Origin of the sequence: Erwinia sp. PPS120 (assembly GCF_047918655.1) — a bacterium.
Classification (GTDB): Bacteria; Pseudomonadota; Gammaproteobacteria; order Enterobacterales; family Enterobacteriaceae; genus Erwinia; species Erwinia tasmaniensis_A.
Map to the genome: position 1 here is coordinate 69,838 of NZ_JBLREF010000023.1, position 20,236 is coordinate 90,073.

Below are 20,236 nucleotides of genomic sequence, written 5' to 3' on the forward strand. Positions count from 1 at the left end.
ATGTCGGTTAACGTCATGTGGGCTTTGTCTTTTCTCTCTGGAGGAAAACATTTTGTTTAAATTAAATCCTGTACTTCTGAGCCTTATCGCTGCGCAAGGTATGTTATTCCCTTTATCAAATGCCTCCGCGGTGGAACTTAAACCTTTCACGCCTGAATTTAATGACAATAAGGTTGGCGCTTACTGTCTCTGCGACGGCAGCACGCAAACGCTAAGCGGTTTGCCCCGCTTTACGTCCGGGGTCAGCGGCGAAGTCAGCGTCACGCTGGATGAATTACAACGCACCGGTCGCATTCAAAGTGATAATTTAATTGGCAGAGAACGCCTCGACGTGGGAGAAAAAAATTACAGTGTTGGCGTTCCCGATCGCGATAATCCAGATGCCGAATGGACGTCCGTGTCAGTTTATGACAGTGACGGCATCAGGGATTTGACGCCTGTCGGTCTTAATACGTCCGTGCAAGACTTTGTGGACGTAAATGATGCGCAGTATATCGACGCGCGCGTGGCGTCAGTTGGCAACGGCACGCTTAACATTGACATCGGCGAGCAGGGTGCCGCAGCCAGCGCCAGTAGCAATAGCTGGTACATGGCGGCGAAACAGAGCCAGTTATTTTCCGCCACCCGACAGGGGCATCTCAACTGGAATTCCAATAACCGCATCACCTTTATCGCTGCCACTACGCCCTACGACGATCATTCGCTGGCGTTGGAGGATGATAAAGTCGTCAACTGGGCTGGCACTTTTACCGTCACCGCGCTGGATGGCGGAACCAGCACTTTTAACGTCAACAGCCTGGACGATCTGAAAAATTACAATAACTGGCTAATCGATCAGCTCTCGAACGGCAACCTGCGGGCGAATAGCTATGACACCGAATTTAATAAAGCCTTCTCGCAGGGCTATTCTGCCGTCACCTACGCCATGGGAATTAAAAACTATAAGGATGAAATCACACAGCCGCTGGGCGATCAGGTCATAATGCGTACCGATGGCCCCAACGCCAGTGTAAAAATCAATGCCGGTAAAACCCTTGAGGTGCAGGACAGCCATACCGCAGCCGTACGCGCCAGCAATGGTGCGACTGCCATTATTGATGGCAAACTCGCCACTACCGGACCGATACTCGCGGAAAGCAGTGGCCTGGAGCTGAACACCGGCGCCACCGGGATCAATAACGGTGTGATTAATGGCGGGTTCTTCAATAACACCGACGGCATGGGGGTGGATACCAGTACGCTGGGCTATACCGATAAGGCAGTGGCCGTAAATGAAGGCAGCCAGTTTACTAATAATGGCGTGATTAACCTCGCCCTTGGTAACAGCTGGGGCAGTAAGGCCATTGGCCTCGACAAGGGGAGCGCGGTCAATAATGGCAATATTAACGTCGGCATAGCGGATGTGTATAACAGCGGCACTACCCGGGGTACTGGGGTGAACTACGGCTTCGGCGGCTCCTTTATCAACGCTGCGGGCGGCACCATTTATATTGGCCGTACGCCGCAGAATGCGATAACGGATGCCACCAGCGATGTCGCCGTTAATCTGGCCGGTACCGTGGCGGCAATTGACCCTTTTAACAGCGGGGAAGCGATTAACGAGGGTCGTATTGTTATTGGATCCAAAGTGCAGAATGCCGTCGGTATACGCATTGATGGGGGAGACGATACCCTGGCGCTTAATGCTGGCGTGATCGATGTGAACGGGCGTGCGCAGTCCGGACCCGCAGAAAATATCGCCATGCAGGCCATTGACGCCGGCAGCGGCGGACGAATTGGTAATACCGGCACCCTCAACCTGAACGGTGATAACAGTACCGGCATTAAGGTCACTGCCCGAACTGGAAGGACGGCCAGCGTCTACTCCTCCGGCACGATAAACGTTAACGGCGATGCCGATGCCTACAACGGGACGCGTAACACCGCCGTCTGGGTGACAGGGCTGGCGGGGCAGTATGGTATACCGGCCGGCAGAGCCAGTGCGGATCTCACCGGGCCCATTAACCTGAACGGCGACGCGGCCATCGGTATTCGTGCTGAGGGCCACGCCACCGTTAACGTCTCGCCTGTGGCGGTGCCTGAACTGTCCGGCGGAGAGTATCAGATTGCCTTCCTCGCTATCGGTCCGGATGCAAAAATTAACCTGCCCGCTAACCTTAGTTACTCCAGCAGCGGCAGGTATTCTACCCTGTTCCGTAATCAGGACGGCGCAGATTTCGATGGCACCGGCCTGACGCTAACCGCCAGCGGGGAGGGCTCAACCGCCATTGTCGGCAGCGGTGGAGGGACGGATATTGCCACCCATAACGCGATTGTCAATATCAGCCCATACGGTACTGGCGTGCTGGTTGAAGGAGGCGCGCAGGGTACGATTGATGCCGCAACCCGGTTCAACCTGACGGGAGTGAATGCCATTGCCGCTACGGCCGACGGCGATAAACACGATCTGTCAATGAAGGCCACTAATCCGCCAGCCCAGCCTTACGCCACTACCTCGCTGACCAACCATGCTGAGATAAACAGTATTTATAGCGGCACGACTGGCCTGCTGGCGCTGAATCAGGCGCAGCTGGTTAACACGGGCAATATTAATTTAGAGGGTGAATCCAGCAATGGGATTATTGCGCGCTATGGCGCTAACGTAACGAACAGCGGCGACATCAGCGTGACCCGCAGCGGTATCGGGCTTTATGCCGACGGTTACCCCTACGTTGGCGACGGCACCACGCCAACGATCATCACCAACACCGGAACGCTAAACGTCATCGGCGGGACAAGCCAGGTGATGTCACCCACCTACGGTGCCATCGCCTATAACTCGCTGGGCCGTATTGACCAGAACGGCACCATCAATCTGTATGGCAACAATGTCGTTGGCGCAAACGCTTTTAACGGCGCCAGAATAAATCTTGGGTCAGAAAGTAATGTGGTGTTTCACGACGCCAACCAGACCGCCTATCAGGTGCAGGACGCAGACAGCAGCCTTTACAGCAGCAACGGCGGCAGCATCAACGTCAGCACCGACGGGTCAACGCTCTACCGCGCGACGAATGGGGCTTACCTCTATCCGCTGGTCTCCGCTAACGTTGCGCTGAATGGCGCAAACAGCAGCGGTGTGGATGTGTCGGGTGCGAATACCTATGCCTATCGCACCGATAATTATGCCGTTAACGGTGAGGGCGCGACGGCAGTACGCGCCAGCTGGGGCGCCCAGGCAATCATCTCTAACCCCATCACGCTGAACGGTAACAATACGCTGGGCGCAAGCAGCGGCGGCGATTATGCGCAGGTCTATGCCGCTTCATCGATCAGTGGTAGCGGCGCAAATATTACTGCCTTAGACGTGAGCGGTTACTCAAGTCTTTTCAACCAGTACCAGGGCCGGGTGGATCTGAACGGTCCCAACAGCACCGGCGTACGCGTGCATGATAGCGGTACGTTTATCAACCGAGGCTATGTCCATGTGGCCTCGGGGACCGGCGTCGATATCAGCGCCGGGGATGGCTATTTTGTGCCAACGGATAGCGAGCTGCGGGTGGATGACGGCATCGCCGCGCTGCGCGTTGGCGACGGCGCCGCCCTGAAGATCTACGGAGATGGCCAGGGCGCCAGCTTTATCGGGGCCGGAGGGGCGGCGGATGCGCTGTTGCTGGACAGCGGCGCGCAGTGGCTTGAGGCTAACGATATTATCCTGACGGCCTCGGGAAGCGGTAGCGCCCTTCACAACCGCGCGGGAACGGAGAATATCTCCCTGCAAAACGTCAGGCTCGACGTTCAGGGCGGTACCGGCATTCGCTCCTCACGGTCATTTGATGCGGATGGCAGCGCGTCAGTGACGGTTAACGGCAGCGGTACCGGCTATCTGTTTGCCAGTGAAGATGGTTCCACCACCAGTAACGATCTGCTGATCGGCCCCGGCTACGCCATTGATGTCACCGGCACCGGTACCGGCGTGCGCGCCAATACCAGCGGGCGGGTGGTATCTCAGGGCTCAATTAATATTGCGGACAGCAACGGCGGCTCAGCGATTGTCACCAGCACCGCCAGCGAGGTGCTTAATCAGGGATCTATCACTTCCCAGAGCGTGGCGTCACCGATCGTTGACCTGCGCGGTGGCCAGACGGTGTTTATCAACGAAGGCACGATTACCGCACCGAACCCCGACACCGTGGTGGTGGCAGGCGGGGCAACCAATGATGTGATTGCCCTGCTGGACGGTAAGGTGGTAGGGGATGTCGATACCGGTAACGGCACTGACTCCCTGATCATGACCGGCGGCACGCTAAACGGCAGCCTGACCATGGGCACCGGCACCGATAACCAGGCCGTTCTGCAGAAGGTCAGCCTGGCGAACACCGCACACATCACCACGGCTGGCGGGGCGGGCAGTACCCTGACCCTGAGTGACATTGCGGCGCGCGGCGGCTCCTTCGCGGCGGACAATCTCAGCAAAGGTACCAACATCGGCGCGGGATGGAGCACCCTTAACTTCTTCCGCTCCCTGTGGCACTTAACGGACAATATCAAACTGGCGCACAGTACCATCAATATTGACAGCGGTTCGACGCTGTTCGCCGGCGATAACGTCAACCCCGTCCTCCAGGGGGCGACGGGGGATTCGCTGATCGTCAATAACGCCGGTACGCTGGATCTGACCAGTGGCGGTACGGCGGTGGGCGATACCCTCACCATCGACGGTGACCTGGCCTCGGCAGGCGGCAGCCTGCGGCTCAACTCAAATGCTACGCACAGTGACACGCTCCGCGTCAACGGTAACGTCAGCGGGACGACGTTTATTGACGATGCCCTGAGGGGCAGCGCGCTGGCTGACACCAACCGCAACGCGGTCACTGACCCTGCTGAGGGCGTGTCGCTGGCACAGGTTTCCGGTAACGCCAGCGCGGGAAGTTTTGCACTGCAGCGCGGCTACGTGGCGTCGGGGCCCTGGCAGTACAGCCTCTACAGCTTCGCGCCGGGCAGCAGTGATGCCAGCCAGCGTCAGGTGAATGGCGACGGTAATGCCTTCTGGGATTACCGCCTCGCCAACACCTATGTCTGTGAAGATGGTTCACTGTGCCAGCCTCAGCCCGGTAACGGCAAAGTGGCGGCGCGTCCGGCAGTCACCCCACAGGTGCCCGCTTATATTTCCGCACCCGTTGGCCTGGCCTATTACCAGCTGGCGATGACCGACGATCTGCATAAGCGCCTCGGCGAGCTCCGTCAGCAGCAGCATAACCCGGATGCATTCGGCGGCGAGATGTTTATCCGCTATCTCGGTTCAAACCTCACCTACCAGAGCAATCGCGGGCTAAGGCAGTATGGTTACGACGTCGACCTCGACTACAGCGGCGTACAGCTGGGCGGCAACCTGCTGAAAATGGATGGCGCGCATGACAGCCTGCGCGGCGGCGTGGCCTACACGCGCGGCAACACGCGTATCCGGCCTCATGCGGCAGATGGCTACAGCTCAACCACCTTCGACAGCGACAGCGTGGCGCTGTACGGCACCTGGCAGCGTGATAACGGCCTCTATCTGGACGGTTCGCTGGCGTGGAACTGGCATCGCGGGGAGACGGATATCGCCCGTGAGAAAAAGGTCGCCTCACCGAAGGGTAACGGCTGGACGGCCTCGCTGGAGTCAGGCTATCCATTTGAATTTGCCAACGGCGTACGGCTTGAACCGCAGGCACAGCTGACTTATCTGCGTCTTAAAATGGACAGCCTCACCGACAGCGATCGTACCCGCGTCTCCTGGGATACTTACGATCAAACCATCGGTCGCGTGGGGGCCAGGCTGGATCGTACCTGGGAAGATGACAGTCAGCGGCAGTATACGCCTTACCTGCGCACCGACTACTATCGTGGCTGGGGCGGCACGGCGAAGGTGAAGGTCGGTTCGACGGAGAGTGATGTCAGCCAGAACTTTAACAGCGGCAAGTTTGGTCAGATGTGGGACGCAGGCATCGGTGGCACCACCACCTTTAAAAACGATGTGTCGCTCTATGCCGAAGCCGATTACCGTAAGGAGATCGACGGCAGCGGCGCGAAAGGCTGGCGTTACAATGCGGGCCTCCGCTGGTCATTCTGAGTCGTCAGTATCACGGGCTCTCAGAGATCCAGCGCTTCCTTAACGAAGGGAATGGTGAGCTTGCGCTGGGCGCTGATTGAGGCACGATCAAGCTTATCGAGCGTGACAAACAGCGTACGCATCTCTCTGTCGAGCCTTTTCAATAAAAACCGCCCGACATCCTCGGGCAGCTCAAACCCACGAAGTCTGGCGCGGAGCTGGAGCGCCTGAAGTTTGTCTTCGTCACAGAGTGGCTGAAGCCGATAGATCTGCCCCCAGTCCAGCCTGGAGGCGAGATCGGCCAGCTTTAAATTCAGCTGACGCGGCGGACGATCGCCCGTGATCAGCAGGCGGGTTCGCCCGGTTTCAAGGATGCGATTATAGAGATCGAATATCGCCATCTCCCAGAGTTCATCACCGGCAATGCATTCAATATTATCAATGCAAATCAGCGACAGCTGCTCCATCCCATCGAGCACTTCCGGAACAAACCAGGTACGCTTATCCAGCGGCACATAGCCGACAGCCTCACCACGCGCGGAAAGCTCAGCGCAGGCGGCGTGCAGCAGATGACTGCGCCCTCCTCCTTCGCGCGACCAGAAATAGAAATAGCTGCCATGCTGCTGATGTAGCGCGCTTTGCAGCGCCGCGATCAGCGACGGATTTTCACCCGGCCAGAAGCTGGCGAACGTTTCGTCATCGGGCAGATAAAGTGGCAGAGAGAGCTGTGCCGGAGTGTTCAGAAGCACCTCAGTATTGATCGGGCAAAATCCGGCGGAAGTTTATCACACCTTCGCAGGGATAATAAACGCAGGCCGCCGTTGCGCCAGGATCAGCGATCGTCGCTGTCCTCGGGATCGAGAATGATCTCCTGTGGACGTACCAGGTCGATCGCTTTAAAGATGAGGCTCAGCAGAATACCGACCAGCGTGGCCAGCGCCATTCCCTTTAGCTCTGCCGCTCCAATATGCACGGTGGCCCCGCTAACGCCGATGATCAAAATAACGGACGTGAGGATCAGATTCTGTGCTTTGTTATAGTCCACCTTCGACTCAATCAGTACGCGGATCCCGGAGGTAGCAATCACGCCGTACAGCAGCAGTGAGACGCCGCCCATCACCGGCACCGGCACCGCCTGAATCGCCGCCGCCAGCTTACCCACGCAGGAGAGCAATATCGCCAGAATCGCCGCCCCGCCAATCACCCAGGTACTGTAGACGCGGGTTATCGCCATGACGCCAATATTTTCTCCATAGGTGGTATTGGGTGTGGAGCCGAAGAAGCCGGAAAACACCGTGGATATGCCGTTAGCAAACAGGGAACGATGCAGCCCAGGGTCTTTCAGCAGATCTTTTTTAACGACATTCGCAGTCACCACCAGATGACCAATATGCTCGGCGATGACCACCAGCGCGGCGGGCAAAATCGTCAGCATGGCAAACCATTCAAAACGCGGGGTATAAAAGGTCGGTCGCGCAAACCAGGGTGCCGCCTCAACCGGTGCCCAGTTAACGATACCCATTACCCCAGCAAGCCCGTAGCCTACCAGCACCCCAATAAGGATCGGGATAATCGCCAGGAAGCCGCGAAACAGCACCGAGCCCAACACCGTCACCGCCAGCGTAACCAGCGAAATGATGATGCTTTTAGCGTCAACCGCTGCGCCGCTGGCCGGTAACAGCCCCGCCATGTTAGCCGCCACGCCCGCCAGCTCCAGACCAATTACCGCCACAATGGCCCCCATCGCCGCCGGGGGAAACATCACGTCCAGCCAGCCCGTTCCGGCCTTTTTCACCACCAGCGCCACCAGGCAGAACAGCACGCCGCAGAGAATAAATCCGCCCAGCGCGACCTCATACCCTAACGGCAGCAGCAGCAGCACTGGCGAGATAAAAGCGAAGCTGGAACCGAGGTAAGCGGGGATTTTTCCTTTACAGATAAACAGATACAGCAGCGTACCGATGCCGTTAAACAGCAGCACGGTGGCCGGATTAATATGAAACAGGATCGGTACCAGTACCGTTGCGCCGAACATGGCAAAAAGGTGCTGGAAGCTGAGAGGAATAGTTTGCAGCAGCGGTGGCCGCTCGCTTACGCCAATTGCGCGACGCGTCATATCTTTACCCTTTATTTATACCCAATAAAAAGCCGACTCTGCGGTCGGCTTAGCGTTCAATAGCGGCGTACTTATTTAGTACCGAAGATCTTGTCACCGGCGTCACCGAGGCCGGGAATGATATACCCCTTATCATTCAGCCCCTGATCCACCGACGCGGTATAAAGTTCAACATCCGGATGCGCCTTCTCCAGCGCGGCAATGCCCTCCGGGGCGGCAACCAGTACCAGCACCTTAATGCTGGTGCAGCCTGCGTTTTTCAGCAGGTCGATGGTGGCGATCATCGATCCGCCGGTGGCCAGCATCGGATCAACGACCAGCGCCATGCGCTCTTCAATATTAGAGACCAGCTTCTGGAAGTAAGGCACCGGTTCCAGCGTCGTCTCATCGCGATAAACGCCGACCACGCTGATGCGCGCGCTCGGTACGTGCTCCAGTACACCTTCCATCATGCCCAGACCGGCACGCAGGATGGGCACTACGGTGATTTTTTTACCTTTGATCTGGTCAACTTCTACCGGGCCATTCCAGCCTTCGATGGTGACCTTTTCGGTTTCTAAATCGGCGGTGGCTTCATAGGTCAGCAGGCTTCCCACTTCCGACGCGAGCTCACGAAAACGCTTGGTGCTTACGTCATGTTCACGCATCAGACCCAGTTTATGTTTGACCAGCGGGTGTGTGACTTCCACGATTTTCATTGTTCTACTCCCGGAGTGTTAAGCTGCAAAAAAAATCGCGAGATTATAGCGCTATTTTCTCACCATGCTCTATGACTTAATGCAACTTCTGCCGTATCCGCGCACTTCCGTCATCATAATCTGACCCCTGGCTCGTCATAACGTGTTGTAAGAAGGCGCTCGCAAACGTTTGCCTGCGCTGTTAGAATTGCCGCGCTCTATTTTCAATACCACCAACCGCAAACCGCGTGGGGACTTCGCAGTGACCGACAAAACCTCTCTCAGCTATAAAGACGCCGGCGTAGATATCGACGCCGGCAATGCTTTAGTCGATCGTATCAAAGGCGTTGTGAAAAAGACGCGTCGCCCGGAAGTTATGGGTGGGCTGGGCGGCTTTGGTGCCCTCTGTGCGCTGCCGCAAAAATACCGCGAACCGGTTCTGGTTTCCGGCACTGACGGCGTGGGCACCAAATTGCGCCTGGCGATGGATCTGAAGCGTCACGATACCATCGGTATCGATCTGGTGGCGATGTGCGTCAACGATCTGGTGGTACAGGGCGCCGAGCCGCTGTTCTTCCTGGACTACTACGCCACCGGTAAGCTGGATGTGGATACCGCAGCCAGCGTGATTACCGGCATTGCCGAAGGCTGCTCACAATCCGGCTGTGCGTTGGTTGGCGGCGAAACGGCGGAAATGCCGGGGATGTATCACGGTGAAGATTATGACGTCGCCGGGTTTTGCGTCGGCGTGGTGGAAAAGTCAGAAATTATTGACGGCAGCAAAGTCAGCGATGGCGACGTGCTGATTGCACTCGGCTCCAGCGGCCCGCACTCCAACGGCTATTCGCTGGTACGTAAAATCCTTGAGGTCAGCAATACCGATGCGGAACAGACCCAGCTTGAGGGTAAATCGCTGGCGGATCACCTGTTGGCCCCTACCCGCATCTATGTCAAAAATATCCTTAGCCTGATCGAGCAGGTTGACGTTCATGCTATCGCCCACCTGACCGGCGGTGGCTTCTGGGAAAATATTCCCCGCGTGCTGCCGGACAACACCCAGGCGGTGCTCGCCGAGTCAAGCTGGGAATGGCCTGCGGTGTTCGGCTGGATGCAGAAAGCAGGCAACGTCAGCCGCTTTGAGATGTATCGCACCTTTAACTGCGGCGTCGGCATGCTGATCGCGCTGAGTGCTGAAGAGGCGGATAAAGCGGTAGAGCTGATGACCGATGCGGGCGAGAAAGCGTGGAAAATTGGCGTGATTAAGGCGTCTGATTCCGACGAGCGTGTGGTCATCAACGCATGATGCGGCTGGTGGTGCTGGTTTCCGGTGAGGGAAGCAACCTGCAGGCCATTATTGATGCCTGCCAGCAGGGGCGAATCAACGGCAGCGTGGCCGCCGTGTTCAGCAATAAGTCAGAGGCTTACGGCCTGTCGCGCGCCCGCGCGGCGGGCATTCCGGCCCATGCGCTTGCGGCGTCTCAGTTTAGCGATCGCGAGGCGTTTGATGCGCAGCTTATGCAGGAAGTGGATGCATATGCGCCCGACCTGGTGATTCTGGCCGGCTATATGCGCATCCTCACGCCGGCCTTTGTCGATCGTTATGTCGGTCGTATGCTAAATATCCACCCCTCCCTGCTGCCGAAATACCCCGGTCTGCATACTCATCGTCAGGCGCTTGAGAACGGCGATAGCGAACACGGCACCTCGGTGCATTTTGTGACCCGAGAGCTGGATGGCGGCCCGGTTATTCTTCAGGCGAAGGTGCCGGTATTCCCCGACGACAGCGAAGAGGATGTGCGCGCCCGCGTACAGCATCAGGAGCACGCCATCTATCCGCTAGTGGTGAGCTGGTTTTCTGCAGGACGCCTGGCGATGAAGGATGAGGCCGCCTGGCTGGACGGCAAGCCGCTACCGCCGGAGGGATATGCGGGGGACAGCGTCTGAGGATGACGACGCGCTTCTTCCGACTGTAGGTCAGGAAGAGATAATCTGACGCTATATCAGTCACGTTCCGGCGCGGCATTTTAAAATGGTGCGCTACTTCGGCTTTCTGGCCAACCACAGGCGGGGCCGCTGCTCCCCCGGGTGTATATGAGGCCCTTCAGAAGTCGGCGAGGAGAAAGCCGGAGAAGCCGGGATTCACAGTGCTGACGAGGGGTTTTCCGGGGCTTTTTTTCTTAACAGATTCAGATCAATATCACCTAACCTGTTCATGAGAACCAGATTCGTTAGACTTGAATATACGATATATCTTAATTCATTTTTTTTCACACAATTGCAAAAAAACAGCTAATCCATCAACCCTTTTTGATAAAGGCTTATTGTTTAACAGTGTTTGTGAGAGGGTACTTTGCACGCAATTCGGATCTAATTTCAACACACCAGGCCCCGAAGATATTTTACGAAAAATAGTTTTATACTTTCAAACCTTCCTTTCTCGCATTAAAAAAATAAGTACATTTTTTACACTTGAAAAACGCCCAATAACGCCCAATTTATTCTCAAAAACACCGCCAGATTAACGACATTACTCTTACATATGTTTTTCATCAAAGAAGATGCCGATCTCTGAACAATAAGAAATCCTGTTTACCCCCCATATTGCAATTACGTATTAGAGCATAGATTCAATTTTTTTTAAAAAAAATGCCTTATCTCAGGGGCTGAAGCCCTGTCGTACCAAAAATGAAAAGTAGTACGCCCGCGGGCAGGTCAGCAGGGGGCCGAAGTCGGTATATTCTGTGCCCTGCACACTCACGGTCGTCAGTTTACCGCCCCCATATTCATTTGTTCCGGCACCCGGGGCCGGCTGTGCCTTAAACACGCCGTCTGGTGGCCGGTAATGGTATACGTAGATCGAGTAACGAGAAATGCAAATAGAGACTGTAGTACTACTCATTTATCGTTTATAGTAACCACCGAACTTAAATAAAAAAAAGAGAGCAGAAAAATGGATTATGGCAACGACAAGGGGGCCAGGATATACACCCCGCTCATTTTGAAAATTTATGATTTCTGGGTGCTCGGCATTTCAAATAGTCACGCCTGGCGTTGCAGCACTGAAGATATTCTTCTTAATCACTTCCGCCAAAACATGGCAGAAAAGCATTTGGACATTGGCGTCGGTACGGGCTATTACATTGCCCATACCCGGGATAATTCTAATAATATCACCCTGATGGATCTAAACCAAAACAGCCTTTCGTCCGCCACCGAACGGATCGGTTCACATCGCATACACCACGCCTTGAAGCATGACATATTAAGGCAATTACCCGACGGTGAAAAAGGACAATATGATTCTGTTTCAATGTATTATCTACTGCATTGTTTGCGTGGAGATATGCATAAAAAAGCAGTGGCTATTGAACATGCCTCACAAGCCCTGACGCCTGACGGCACACTCCATGGGGCGACTATTTTAGGCAAGGGTGTTGAACACAATAGACTGGGGCGATACTTAATGAAAATATATAACAAGAAAGGAATTTTTTGTAACCTTGCAGATTCTTATGAAGAGCTGGAGACCATTCTGGAGCGCTATTTTGCTAAAGTCACCATCCAGCAGCATGGCGTTGTCGCCGTGTTTACCGCTACCGGTAAAATAGGTGGTAATGCCTCCAATTAGTAGAACATGTGCTTTTCAGTTCAATGAAGACCCCGATGAATTTTCCTGGATTTCGAACGAGCGTGAGAATCAAATCGTTTTATGTGTTTACCGCTTAATGTGGGTACGGAGGGTCAGGTTGTTATGCTCGAGGCGTTGCATAAAAATCTTACCGATCAGGTGCGTCTCCTTTGTTTGGCGTGGATACACTCCACCTTCAGTGAGTGAAAGAAGCTTCCCGCACAGGCGTTATCGTAGCAGCAGCCTCTGGATTTCCCCATAGCCACATACAGCCTGGGTCTTGCTTTCAGGCGTGGATTTATCACTCTCAAACAGATTTTTAATATAGACAGAGAATTTTTAATTTTTTTTCATAGATTATTTGCTGTGGCATTTTTTTCGACACAAAACCATTAAAACCAATAGAAAAGAACTAACAGATGATAGTTCTTTTTCCATTTCCTGGCTGGACTGGGCTGTGGCTGTTGTTAGCCACATAATGCCAGGTAAACATATTAAACACCATTTCATTGCGGCCTCCTTCAATTATTCTGTTATTTTAATAGGGGTCAGTTTGGATATCGAAAATTATTGTACGTTAAGGTTGTTTTTTGTACTCCCAGGCTGTGGGATGGGCGTGAAGCGGAAGCCTGCCTTCGTCATATCCTGAGCGTACTGCCGGAGTGGCCCGGCAACAAAGTGGCGGAACTGCTGCCATGGAACGTAGATCTCACCAATAAATAATCGTCAATACGGCGCTCACTTAACACTTACACCAAATTCAGTGTACCACTACATTCTGAGTCTCCCTCCATGATTGGGGAAGACCCATAAATAACTGGTAACTATCTGATCAAGTCTGAGATAATACATATCAGTCATTGCCGCCTGAAACATAGAAATATCCCACACTTTTTATGCTCTATTTTTTTATTTCAGTTCCCTTTTAATACAGGATACCCCGCCATGGCATATAAAACCCTCATGAAATTGCGATATTCTGATAATGTGATATAGCCCGCGTATCTTTTTCTCCTTAAGGCAGGAAGAAATACTTTATCGATATCATTAATAATGGTTGCAAGGTTATCCGCATTATTAAGAATAAGCTTAGCTTCCAGCACATGATCTATATTAAGAATATCAATGGCCATTTTTTTCTCTAAATCCGTAACCGGGGTTTCACGCATTGTTTTCTTTCCAATTACATCATAATAGAAGTTGTCATTCATTCTGCCACCAAACGCGCGTTCCTTGAACTGATTTATTGATTCCTGTGCTGAAGCATAATCCCATGTTCCTCCCTCACTATATGTATACAAGTAATCCTCAGTATTAGAGGATGAATGTGTTGTCTCATGCAAAAATATCATATTATGATACTCTTGACTTATGCTTGCAATGTCTTTTTTTGTTAAATAAACTTTCCTTCCATTTACTTTAGCTGTATTGTCAATCATGGCTCCTGCGTTAAAATGTATTCTGCTCTCAGGATCTTCAGAATAGGTAAAAGCATTTGTAGTTGCTGTCTCACCTTTTTCCAAAATTTTTTCATATTGCTTAAATTCATAAATGTAAATGTTTTTAAAATTATTAGAGGAAGTTTTTTGGAGAATTTCAAGATTTTTATTTACTGCCACTTCAATAAAGTTAATAGCCTCATTAATCACAGCATCTTCATCAATACCTAACAATTTTTTCAAATGATCAGCCACTCTATGACGTGTTGATGACTCACCAAATAACGTTACGAGCCGCTCAGATTGCTCCAGCGCAGTTCTGGCAGAATTTATTATTTTCCCTCCAAGCCCCCTCATGTTTTCGCTTTCAGAGTTAATGATGTTCTGACATGTTGAAATTACAAAATTGTCATCGCCAAACGTCTGGCTAAGGTATTGCTGTAAATTAAATTGATATACCTGTTCTGTCATTAATTTAGGTGGAAATGTAGCATCAAAAGCCTTCAGGGGGCCGTTAGGGAAATGATAGATAGCCCCATCTCTACCAATCAACTCAGCATAAGCACCGTTCGGGATTTCCGGAAAGACATTCCTCAGAGAGGAGCGCCATGTTAAACTGAAATCCGGATATGGCAATTGTTGCTCTGCTTCCAGAATATCTGAATATGACTCTTCCTCTATATCTGAATTAATAGATAATTCAGAATCAAATTCATCTGAACCGGGAGAGTCAGGATTTTGATATTTACGCTCAACGAAGCCACTTTTTGGTCCATAGTTTTCTACATTCACATACCTGTCAGTTACACTGTCATACTTACAATATAAATGATCCCCTCCAGCCCCCCCTAAAATATAATGCCCTTCATAATATGGATTCGGAACCATTCTGAACAACTTGTTATCTATTTTAATAAAACGCTCACCTTTGGCATTCTCAACAATATTTCTTGAATTTACCGGTGAGAAATCTTTTTGCACAAAAGGGATACCTGGTAATTCATTCATAATTTTATTGTACAGCGCACTCCCAATTATATTCTCATCAGAGAAAACTTTGGGGGTGTCAAAATTAAACCTACTCCTGAAGACACCAAATGTCCATTCATTATTAGCATTCATATGAACTGGATACCCCCACTTATCTTTATCGTTAAAGTCGTAAACCTCAATTCCTCCTCCTATTACATTATAATTAATTTTGTAAGGAAGATACCGACCTTTCATTTCAATACACTCTATTTGTTCATTATTTTTTCCATTAACGATAACCATTTTGTTTTCGAGAGAACTAACTGTGTAACTTTTTGTTGACACGGATAGTTTATTGATGATTTTCTCCTCCATCGAGACTTCACTTATGGCAGGGGAATAAACATTGAATCTGGGACTGAATTTTGCAGGGAAACCATTTGCTTTAAATATTGAGTATAGATCTCTTAACTGATCAACTGTATGGACCTGAGTCATCTGTCCTGACGGAAGAAAGAAAATAGGCTTATCACTCATATCCAGGCCAGGGCTAAAAGGATTCATTGATTCATCACCATGCCAGAATAGTTTACCCCCCTGATAACCTTCACTATTAACTTCTTTATTTAAATCATTAATTATTGTTTCTGTGAAATAATTAACATTTCCTTTATTTTTATCCTCCCCCTTACTTCCTATATTTTTATTTTTTAAAGATGCAAGCTCAAACCTTCCGTTTATAAGAACAGGTCTTAATTCAATCGGGTTAATATTATAGTCTTGCTGTTTTCTGGGGATAATGCAGAATAAATCATAATCTGCCGTGACAGGTCTGGAGTTTATATTGCTCGTTCCTGAACTCGTTCCTGCTTCCGGTGGGTTTGTCAGTACTTTTACAGGCAGATGATTATCGTCAAAAACCGCCCCATCGTCACCGATATGAAAAGTTTTTTTTCCTCCCGGATAGGTTGCTGAGTAAATATCCGACTGCAGATGAGACATTTCTCCTGCTGTGGTTAATTCCTTTATTCTGGCCTTACTCAGTATTAACTGAACACTTTCACCCCCTTTTTTCATGGCGTCCTCTATCGCTTTACTCTGCTTCTCATAATTATCAGGGGAAACCTTAGAGTATTGAGGGTTTTCAGCAATAAATCCCGAAGTGGGTCCAGTTCCACTGGATTTTGCTTTTAAATGAAAGTTTTTAGAGGGGTAACCTTCTTTTAATAAAGTCGCACCCCGCGGGTTTGGAAATCTGACGCCAATTATAACACCATATTTTTGGGCAGTGCGTTGTATCGCTTTGCTGTATAATATAACATCAGACACACCAGGAAGTCCGGCCAACAAAGTAAATCTTTCCTCCCCCTTAACTACTGTACCTGAACCTTGGTTTTTTGGCATTTTACTTCGATGAGCTTTGGGAGCTAACCTGATAATATCATTGCTATCAATTATATATTTCTTTCCAAAAGGGGCACCTAACTCTGAATTGAGCTCAGCCCATATCCCACGATCCTGATAACTACCTACCCTGACGACATTCATTTCCCTGCCCAGTCCGGGACCATCGCCAGGATAATACTTTGTTTTTATTTTTGAAGCATCAGTATGCATGTAAGCACGATTACGCATAGCTGCGGAAAGCTTCTTAATTCCAGCACCTGCATCAGGAATTTTCTGGATAAGACGGCTCAATGCACTGCCCCCCTTATAGCTACCCAGGACGATTATCTCTCCTCCAGGATCCAGAGCGCGTAACAATGTGACACCCAGACCTTTAAGTGTCGCGGGCGAAATTTCTCTCGCGATATTTGGCGATAACTCGATAAATTTTATCCCTGCCTGTTTTATCATTTGAGAAACTGTAGCCTGCCTGGCACCATACTTTATCGCTGTAACTCCCGTGGATGTCAGAGCCTGACCAAATCTTCCCGCTACCTTTGCAGCATTGACTGCGGCTGGTAACATTGTAAGTATATCCACTGAGCAGGACGCTAATGCATGTCCTGTATTGCCTTTTATGGATTCTGTAATACAAGTATAAAAAGGAATAAAGCTAAGAAGAGTTTCTTTTATTTTTTCTGCTGTGGTTTTGTCATAACCTTTAGCATGAAGCCGATCCTTCATCCTGGTTCTATGTTCCAGAGACAGATTTTCTATTAATAAATAAACGCTCTCACCTTCTTTTTTTACCGTCTTATAATATTCTACATAATACTGTTTACCATCCTTATGTGCCTCAATGAGATTTTCACCTAAATTCCTCATCTTCTCATCATCTTCTGCTGTTCTGTCCGGGTCTACTCGATTCATTGTGTAACTTTTGCTGTTTTCGTCCATAAAGATAGAGTAGAAACGAACATTTTCTCCCGAGGTACAGTAAATAAAACCAGCCTCTTTAGGAATGCTATATTTTGTACCTTTCAAAGTTGATGTTTTTTGTTCAGGAAACAAATCGACTAAGTTAGCGTTTATTAATTCCACTCTTGAACTTTGTATGAAATTTCTATCATCATCATTCAATGATGAATCAAATACCAACGTAAGCAATAATTTATCCAAATCGTATATAACATCAGCTATCGCTTGGTTTTGTTTTTGAAATATTTCATCAATATTTGGGAGGGTAATATCATTAGCTGCCACTAATTGCTCACCACCTTCCATCTTATCTAATATTCGACCTTTACTGAACACCCATTTGTCATGTGCATTCAAATAATACGTTAAATTTTCTTCAACATTGATATTGCTCTCACGAAGAATAGTAGTGGCGATATCTGTTCTATTTTTCCATTTCTCAATCAAATCATTAAGCTTTAAATATGGGTTGTTCTCTACCACCCAGCTATTAATGTATGAAAAATAATTTTTGTGAGCTTTAATTACATCGTCCTCAGTTGCGTTAGATGACACGGAAGCACCATCTTTATTCCACGATGAATAGGCAGCTACTGGGGTGTTGAAGTATCGATTATACTCTTTAGGTATAGCACCTTCTTTCAATATCGCACTCAAGGTATTTCCTACTTCTTCAATTTCTTTCATGCTGAGATCGCTGATATTGATGTTATTATCACGGAGCAAAAGAGCGCCAGCATGCACAAGTCCCCATTGTGCTTCAGCTATACCAATATGTGTTATATCCTTACCTGCCCGTCCCATGTATTCAGGAAGTAAAGCTGGGATTTCATAAGATACTATTTTTTTATAAAAAGCTATTGTTTTTTTAGTCAGCAACCCTTCTGACAGATGTTTTTTAATCACACTTTCAAACTTATCTGATAATATTTTGCTGCTGGGCGATACCGTTTTACTTGATTTAATGTCTGCTATTTGATTTGAAAACCACTCCCCTAAATCAGAACCAAGTATATACGCACTCAGGTAATCTAATAAAAACAAACGTTTTAAATTATCCGTAGTGATATTTTCATCTTGTGGGATATATATGTTAATTGGTTCTAATAAGCAGTTAATAACCTTATTCGTTCTTGATTTTTTCTTTCCCTTAGAAAGGTAAGTAACAAGGTTATTTATTACATCATGAGGATTACCAGTATCCATTTTGTTATTTTTAAACAATACAGAAAGGCATTTAGTTTGTTTCTTGTGAATTTTTCCCTCTGTATTTAACCCATCAAGTTGAATTAACGCCTCCAGTCTTGCTTCTTCACATTTCTTTATATTGCCGCCGCTGCCTTTCCCAGAGCTCTCTGGTGCGAACTGATCCCACAGCTGTTTTCCGCCCACGATAGCTCCGGCCAGACCGAAAGCAGAGACTGCACCAATCATCTTTTTACTTTTCAGGGCCTGCAAATATGGCGAGGCCGTGGCCACTGTCGCAGCCGTCATCACTATGGGAAGTAAAGGCTCCCCGACACTCCGGGTTGGTGCTGCTGAGAATACCTGTGTTTCCGGTCTGTCGGTGTGTACAGGTATGCTCTCTGCCGCCTTCCTGAATGGTTCAGGATAAACGGTGGCATCACATTTTGTATTGAAATACGTGTTGGTAATGACCTCGTCGTTTGTTTGCTGGCGGGACTCAGTCTTAAGGCTGGTACAGTAAAGCAGGTCCGCAAGCTCACTTTTCTGCCGGAGGTACTCCACAACCAGATAATGCGCCTTTTCAGGCACAGAGAGAGGGGTAATTTTCCCGGGCGCAGGGGCGGGCCTGTTCTCTACCGTCGCCCGGGTGTAAGTCTCAGGACAGACAGTTGAATTTGACACTAATGCGGTGAACCGTGGTGCTTGGGTGCCGGAAGCTGTGACATAATATATATCTCCGGTCATTTCCATCTGCGTATCGACCTCAAAAGCGGGAGCGGGTTGTGATGTGCCGGTATTTTCCGGGATTGCTGTGCCGGATGGGAGACTGCCCGCCATATTTCCCAGCGCTGTCCAGTAATGACTGGCGCGGATAAAAATATTAGCCATAAAGGCCGGGACCTTCAGAACACCGCGCTGCGCGGGCCCTTCGTCTTTCATCCAGCGTCCCGCCACAATGGCCGTTACCGCCAGGGCTGTAAACAGGTGGGTGGAAGTGTAATTTTCTTTGTTTCCCAGAAACTGCTGCAGAAAAGTCTCATCTGTCCACCCGGTAACGGTATCCCTGAGAAAGGATGCCAGCCGGGATACAATATTAATATTCTCAGGAAGGTAACAGGATGCCAGACCGAGAGTATGCAGTACTGCAGTATCAATATTCCGTCGTTCAGTCACTGCGGTATACAGACTGTTTGCTGCGATAGCGAGACTCGTCGGGGTGCCGGGAAGTATTTTCGAAAGGCAGGCAGAAAGCATTCTGCTCTCCCCGTATTCTCCCAGGGTACGGACAAGCTGCTGAACGCCGCGGCGACAGTCTTCCGTGAACGGAACCCGGGAATCTGCGGCTTCTCCGGCAGAAGATGTCGGGGCAGTCTGATGTTCTTCATGAATGTCAAAGGCTTCAGCCCCCTCAAACCAGGTCTCTTCCATTTCAACGTAATCAATGGCATCAAACCAGATATCCTGGTCTTCCGGATTTAAATTATCCCGGGATATATAGGTTGATGAGGTGGGGGTTAGTGGGTTTACAGGTGGCATAGAGTTCCATCCTTGATCCGTAACTGGCTGTTAAGACCTCCTTATTTATCATCATCAGAAAAATTTTTCTGTTAGTAAAAACTTTATTTATGTTGAGTGCCTGAATACGGCATATCTGAGAACAACTGTACGTGGTGGGGTAATCCTCCCCTTTTTAACGGAGGCGATAAGTAGAATCAAGTCATGCGTTGAATATGCTGCATCGGCGTGTAGCCATTTAATGCCATATTCGGACGCTCGTGATTATAA

Annotated in this window: 9 protein-coding genes and 2 pseudogenes; 6 read left to right on the forward strand and 5 right to left on the reverse strand. The window is 49.9% G+C overall.

The features are described 5' to 3' along the window. Positions 1–130 precede the first annotated feature (130 nt). Positions 131–6,088: an autotransporter outer membrane beta-barrel domain-containing protein gene (locus ACLRGG_RS13795; protein WP_416250314.1), complete on the forward strand. Its 5,958-nt coding sequence runs from the start codon at positions 131–133 to the stop codon at positions 6,086–6,088. A gap of 20 nt (positions 6,089–6,108) precedes the next feature. Here the strand turns inward: ACLRGG_RS13795 and hda are convergent, their stop codons facing one another. The 3 genes from hda to upp form a co-directional block, all read right to left on the reverse strand. Continuing rightward, the gene (gene hda / locus ACLRGG_RS13800) at positions 6,109–6,816 is read right to left on the reverse strand and encodes a DnaA inactivator Hda (RefSeq protein ID WP_416250315.1); all 708 of its coding nucleotides are present in this window, start codon (positions 6,814–6,816) and stop codon (positions 6,109–6,111) included. 83 nt (positions 6,817–6,899) lie between these two features. After that, a complete protein-coding gene (gene uraA, locus ACLRGG_RS13805; protein ID WP_416250316.1) occupies positions 6,900–8,183 on the reverse strand; it encodes a uracil permease in 1,284 nt (427 codons plus the stop codon). 71 nt (positions 8,184–8,254) lie between these two features. Beyond that, positions 8,255–8,881: a uracil phosphoribosyltransferase gene (gene upp, locus ACLRGG_RS13810; RefSeq protein ID WP_416250317.1), complete on the reverse strand. Its 627-nt coding sequence runs from the start codon at positions 8,879–8,881 to the stop codon at positions 8,255–8,257. Positions 8,882–9,122: 241 nt separating this feature from the next. Here upp and purM point away from each other — a divergent pair, with 241 nt between their 5' ends. The 4 genes and pseudogenes from purM (at position 9,123) to ACLRGG_RS13830 (ending at position 12,488) form a co-directional block, all read left to right on the forward strand. Beyond that, positions 9,123–10,163 carry a phosphoribosylformylglycinamidine cyclo-ligase gene (gene purM, locus ACLRGG_RS13815; RefSeq protein WP_416250318.1) on the forward strand — a complete coding sequence of 347 codons (1,041 nt, stop codon included), beginning with the start codon at positions 9,123–9,125 and terminating at the stop codon, positions 10,161–10,163. Continuing rightward, the gene (gene purN / locus ACLRGG_RS13820; protein ID WP_416250319.1) at positions 10,160–10,804 is read left to right on the forward strand and encodes a phosphoribosylglycinamide formyltransferase; all 645 of its coding nucleotides are present in this window, start codon (positions 10,160–10,162) and stop codon (positions 10,802–10,804) included. The genes purM and purN overlap by 4 nt, the downstream gene beginning before the upstream one ends. Positions 10,805–10,853: 49 nt before the next feature. Beyond that, positions 10,854–10,951, forward strand: a pseudogene (locus tag ACLRGG_RS13825) (transposase); the annotation flags it as partial. 859 nt (positions 10,952–11,810) lie between these two features. Continuing rightward, positions 11,811–12,488, forward strand: a complete 678-nt coding sequence (locus tag ACLRGG_RS13830; RefSeq protein WP_416250320.1) for a class I SAM-dependent methyltransferase — start codon at positions 11,811–11,813, stop codon at positions 12,486–12,488. Between the two features lie 87 nt (positions 12,489–12,575). Here the strand turns inward: ACLRGG_RS13830 and ACLRGG_RS13835 are convergent, their stop codons facing one another. Then, the gene (locus ACLRGG_RS13835) at positions 12,576–12,677 is read right to left on the reverse strand and encodes an IS1 family transposase (protein WP_416250321.1); all 102 of its coding nucleotides are present in this window, start codon (positions 12,675–12,677) and stop codon (positions 12,576–12,578) included. Between the two features lie 339 nt (positions 12,678–13,016). Between ACLRGG_RS13835 and ACLRGG_RS13840 the strand changes: the two are divergent. After that, a pseudogene (locus ACLRGG_RS13840) lies at positions 13,017–13,211 on the forward strand (IS66 family transposase); the annotation flags it as partial. A 191-nt stretch (positions 13,212–13,402) separates the two neighbouring features. Here the strand turns inward: ACLRGG_RS13840 and ACLRGG_RS13845 are convergent. After that, positions 13,403–19,987 carry an anthrax toxin-like adenylyl cyclase domain-containing protein gene (locus ACLRGG_RS13845; protein WP_416250322.1) on the reverse strand — a complete coding sequence of 2,195 codons (6,585 nt, stop codon included), beginning with the start codon at positions 19,985–19,987 and terminating at the stop codon, positions 13,403–13,405. Between the last annotated feature and the right edge of the window lie 249 nt (positions 19,988–20,236).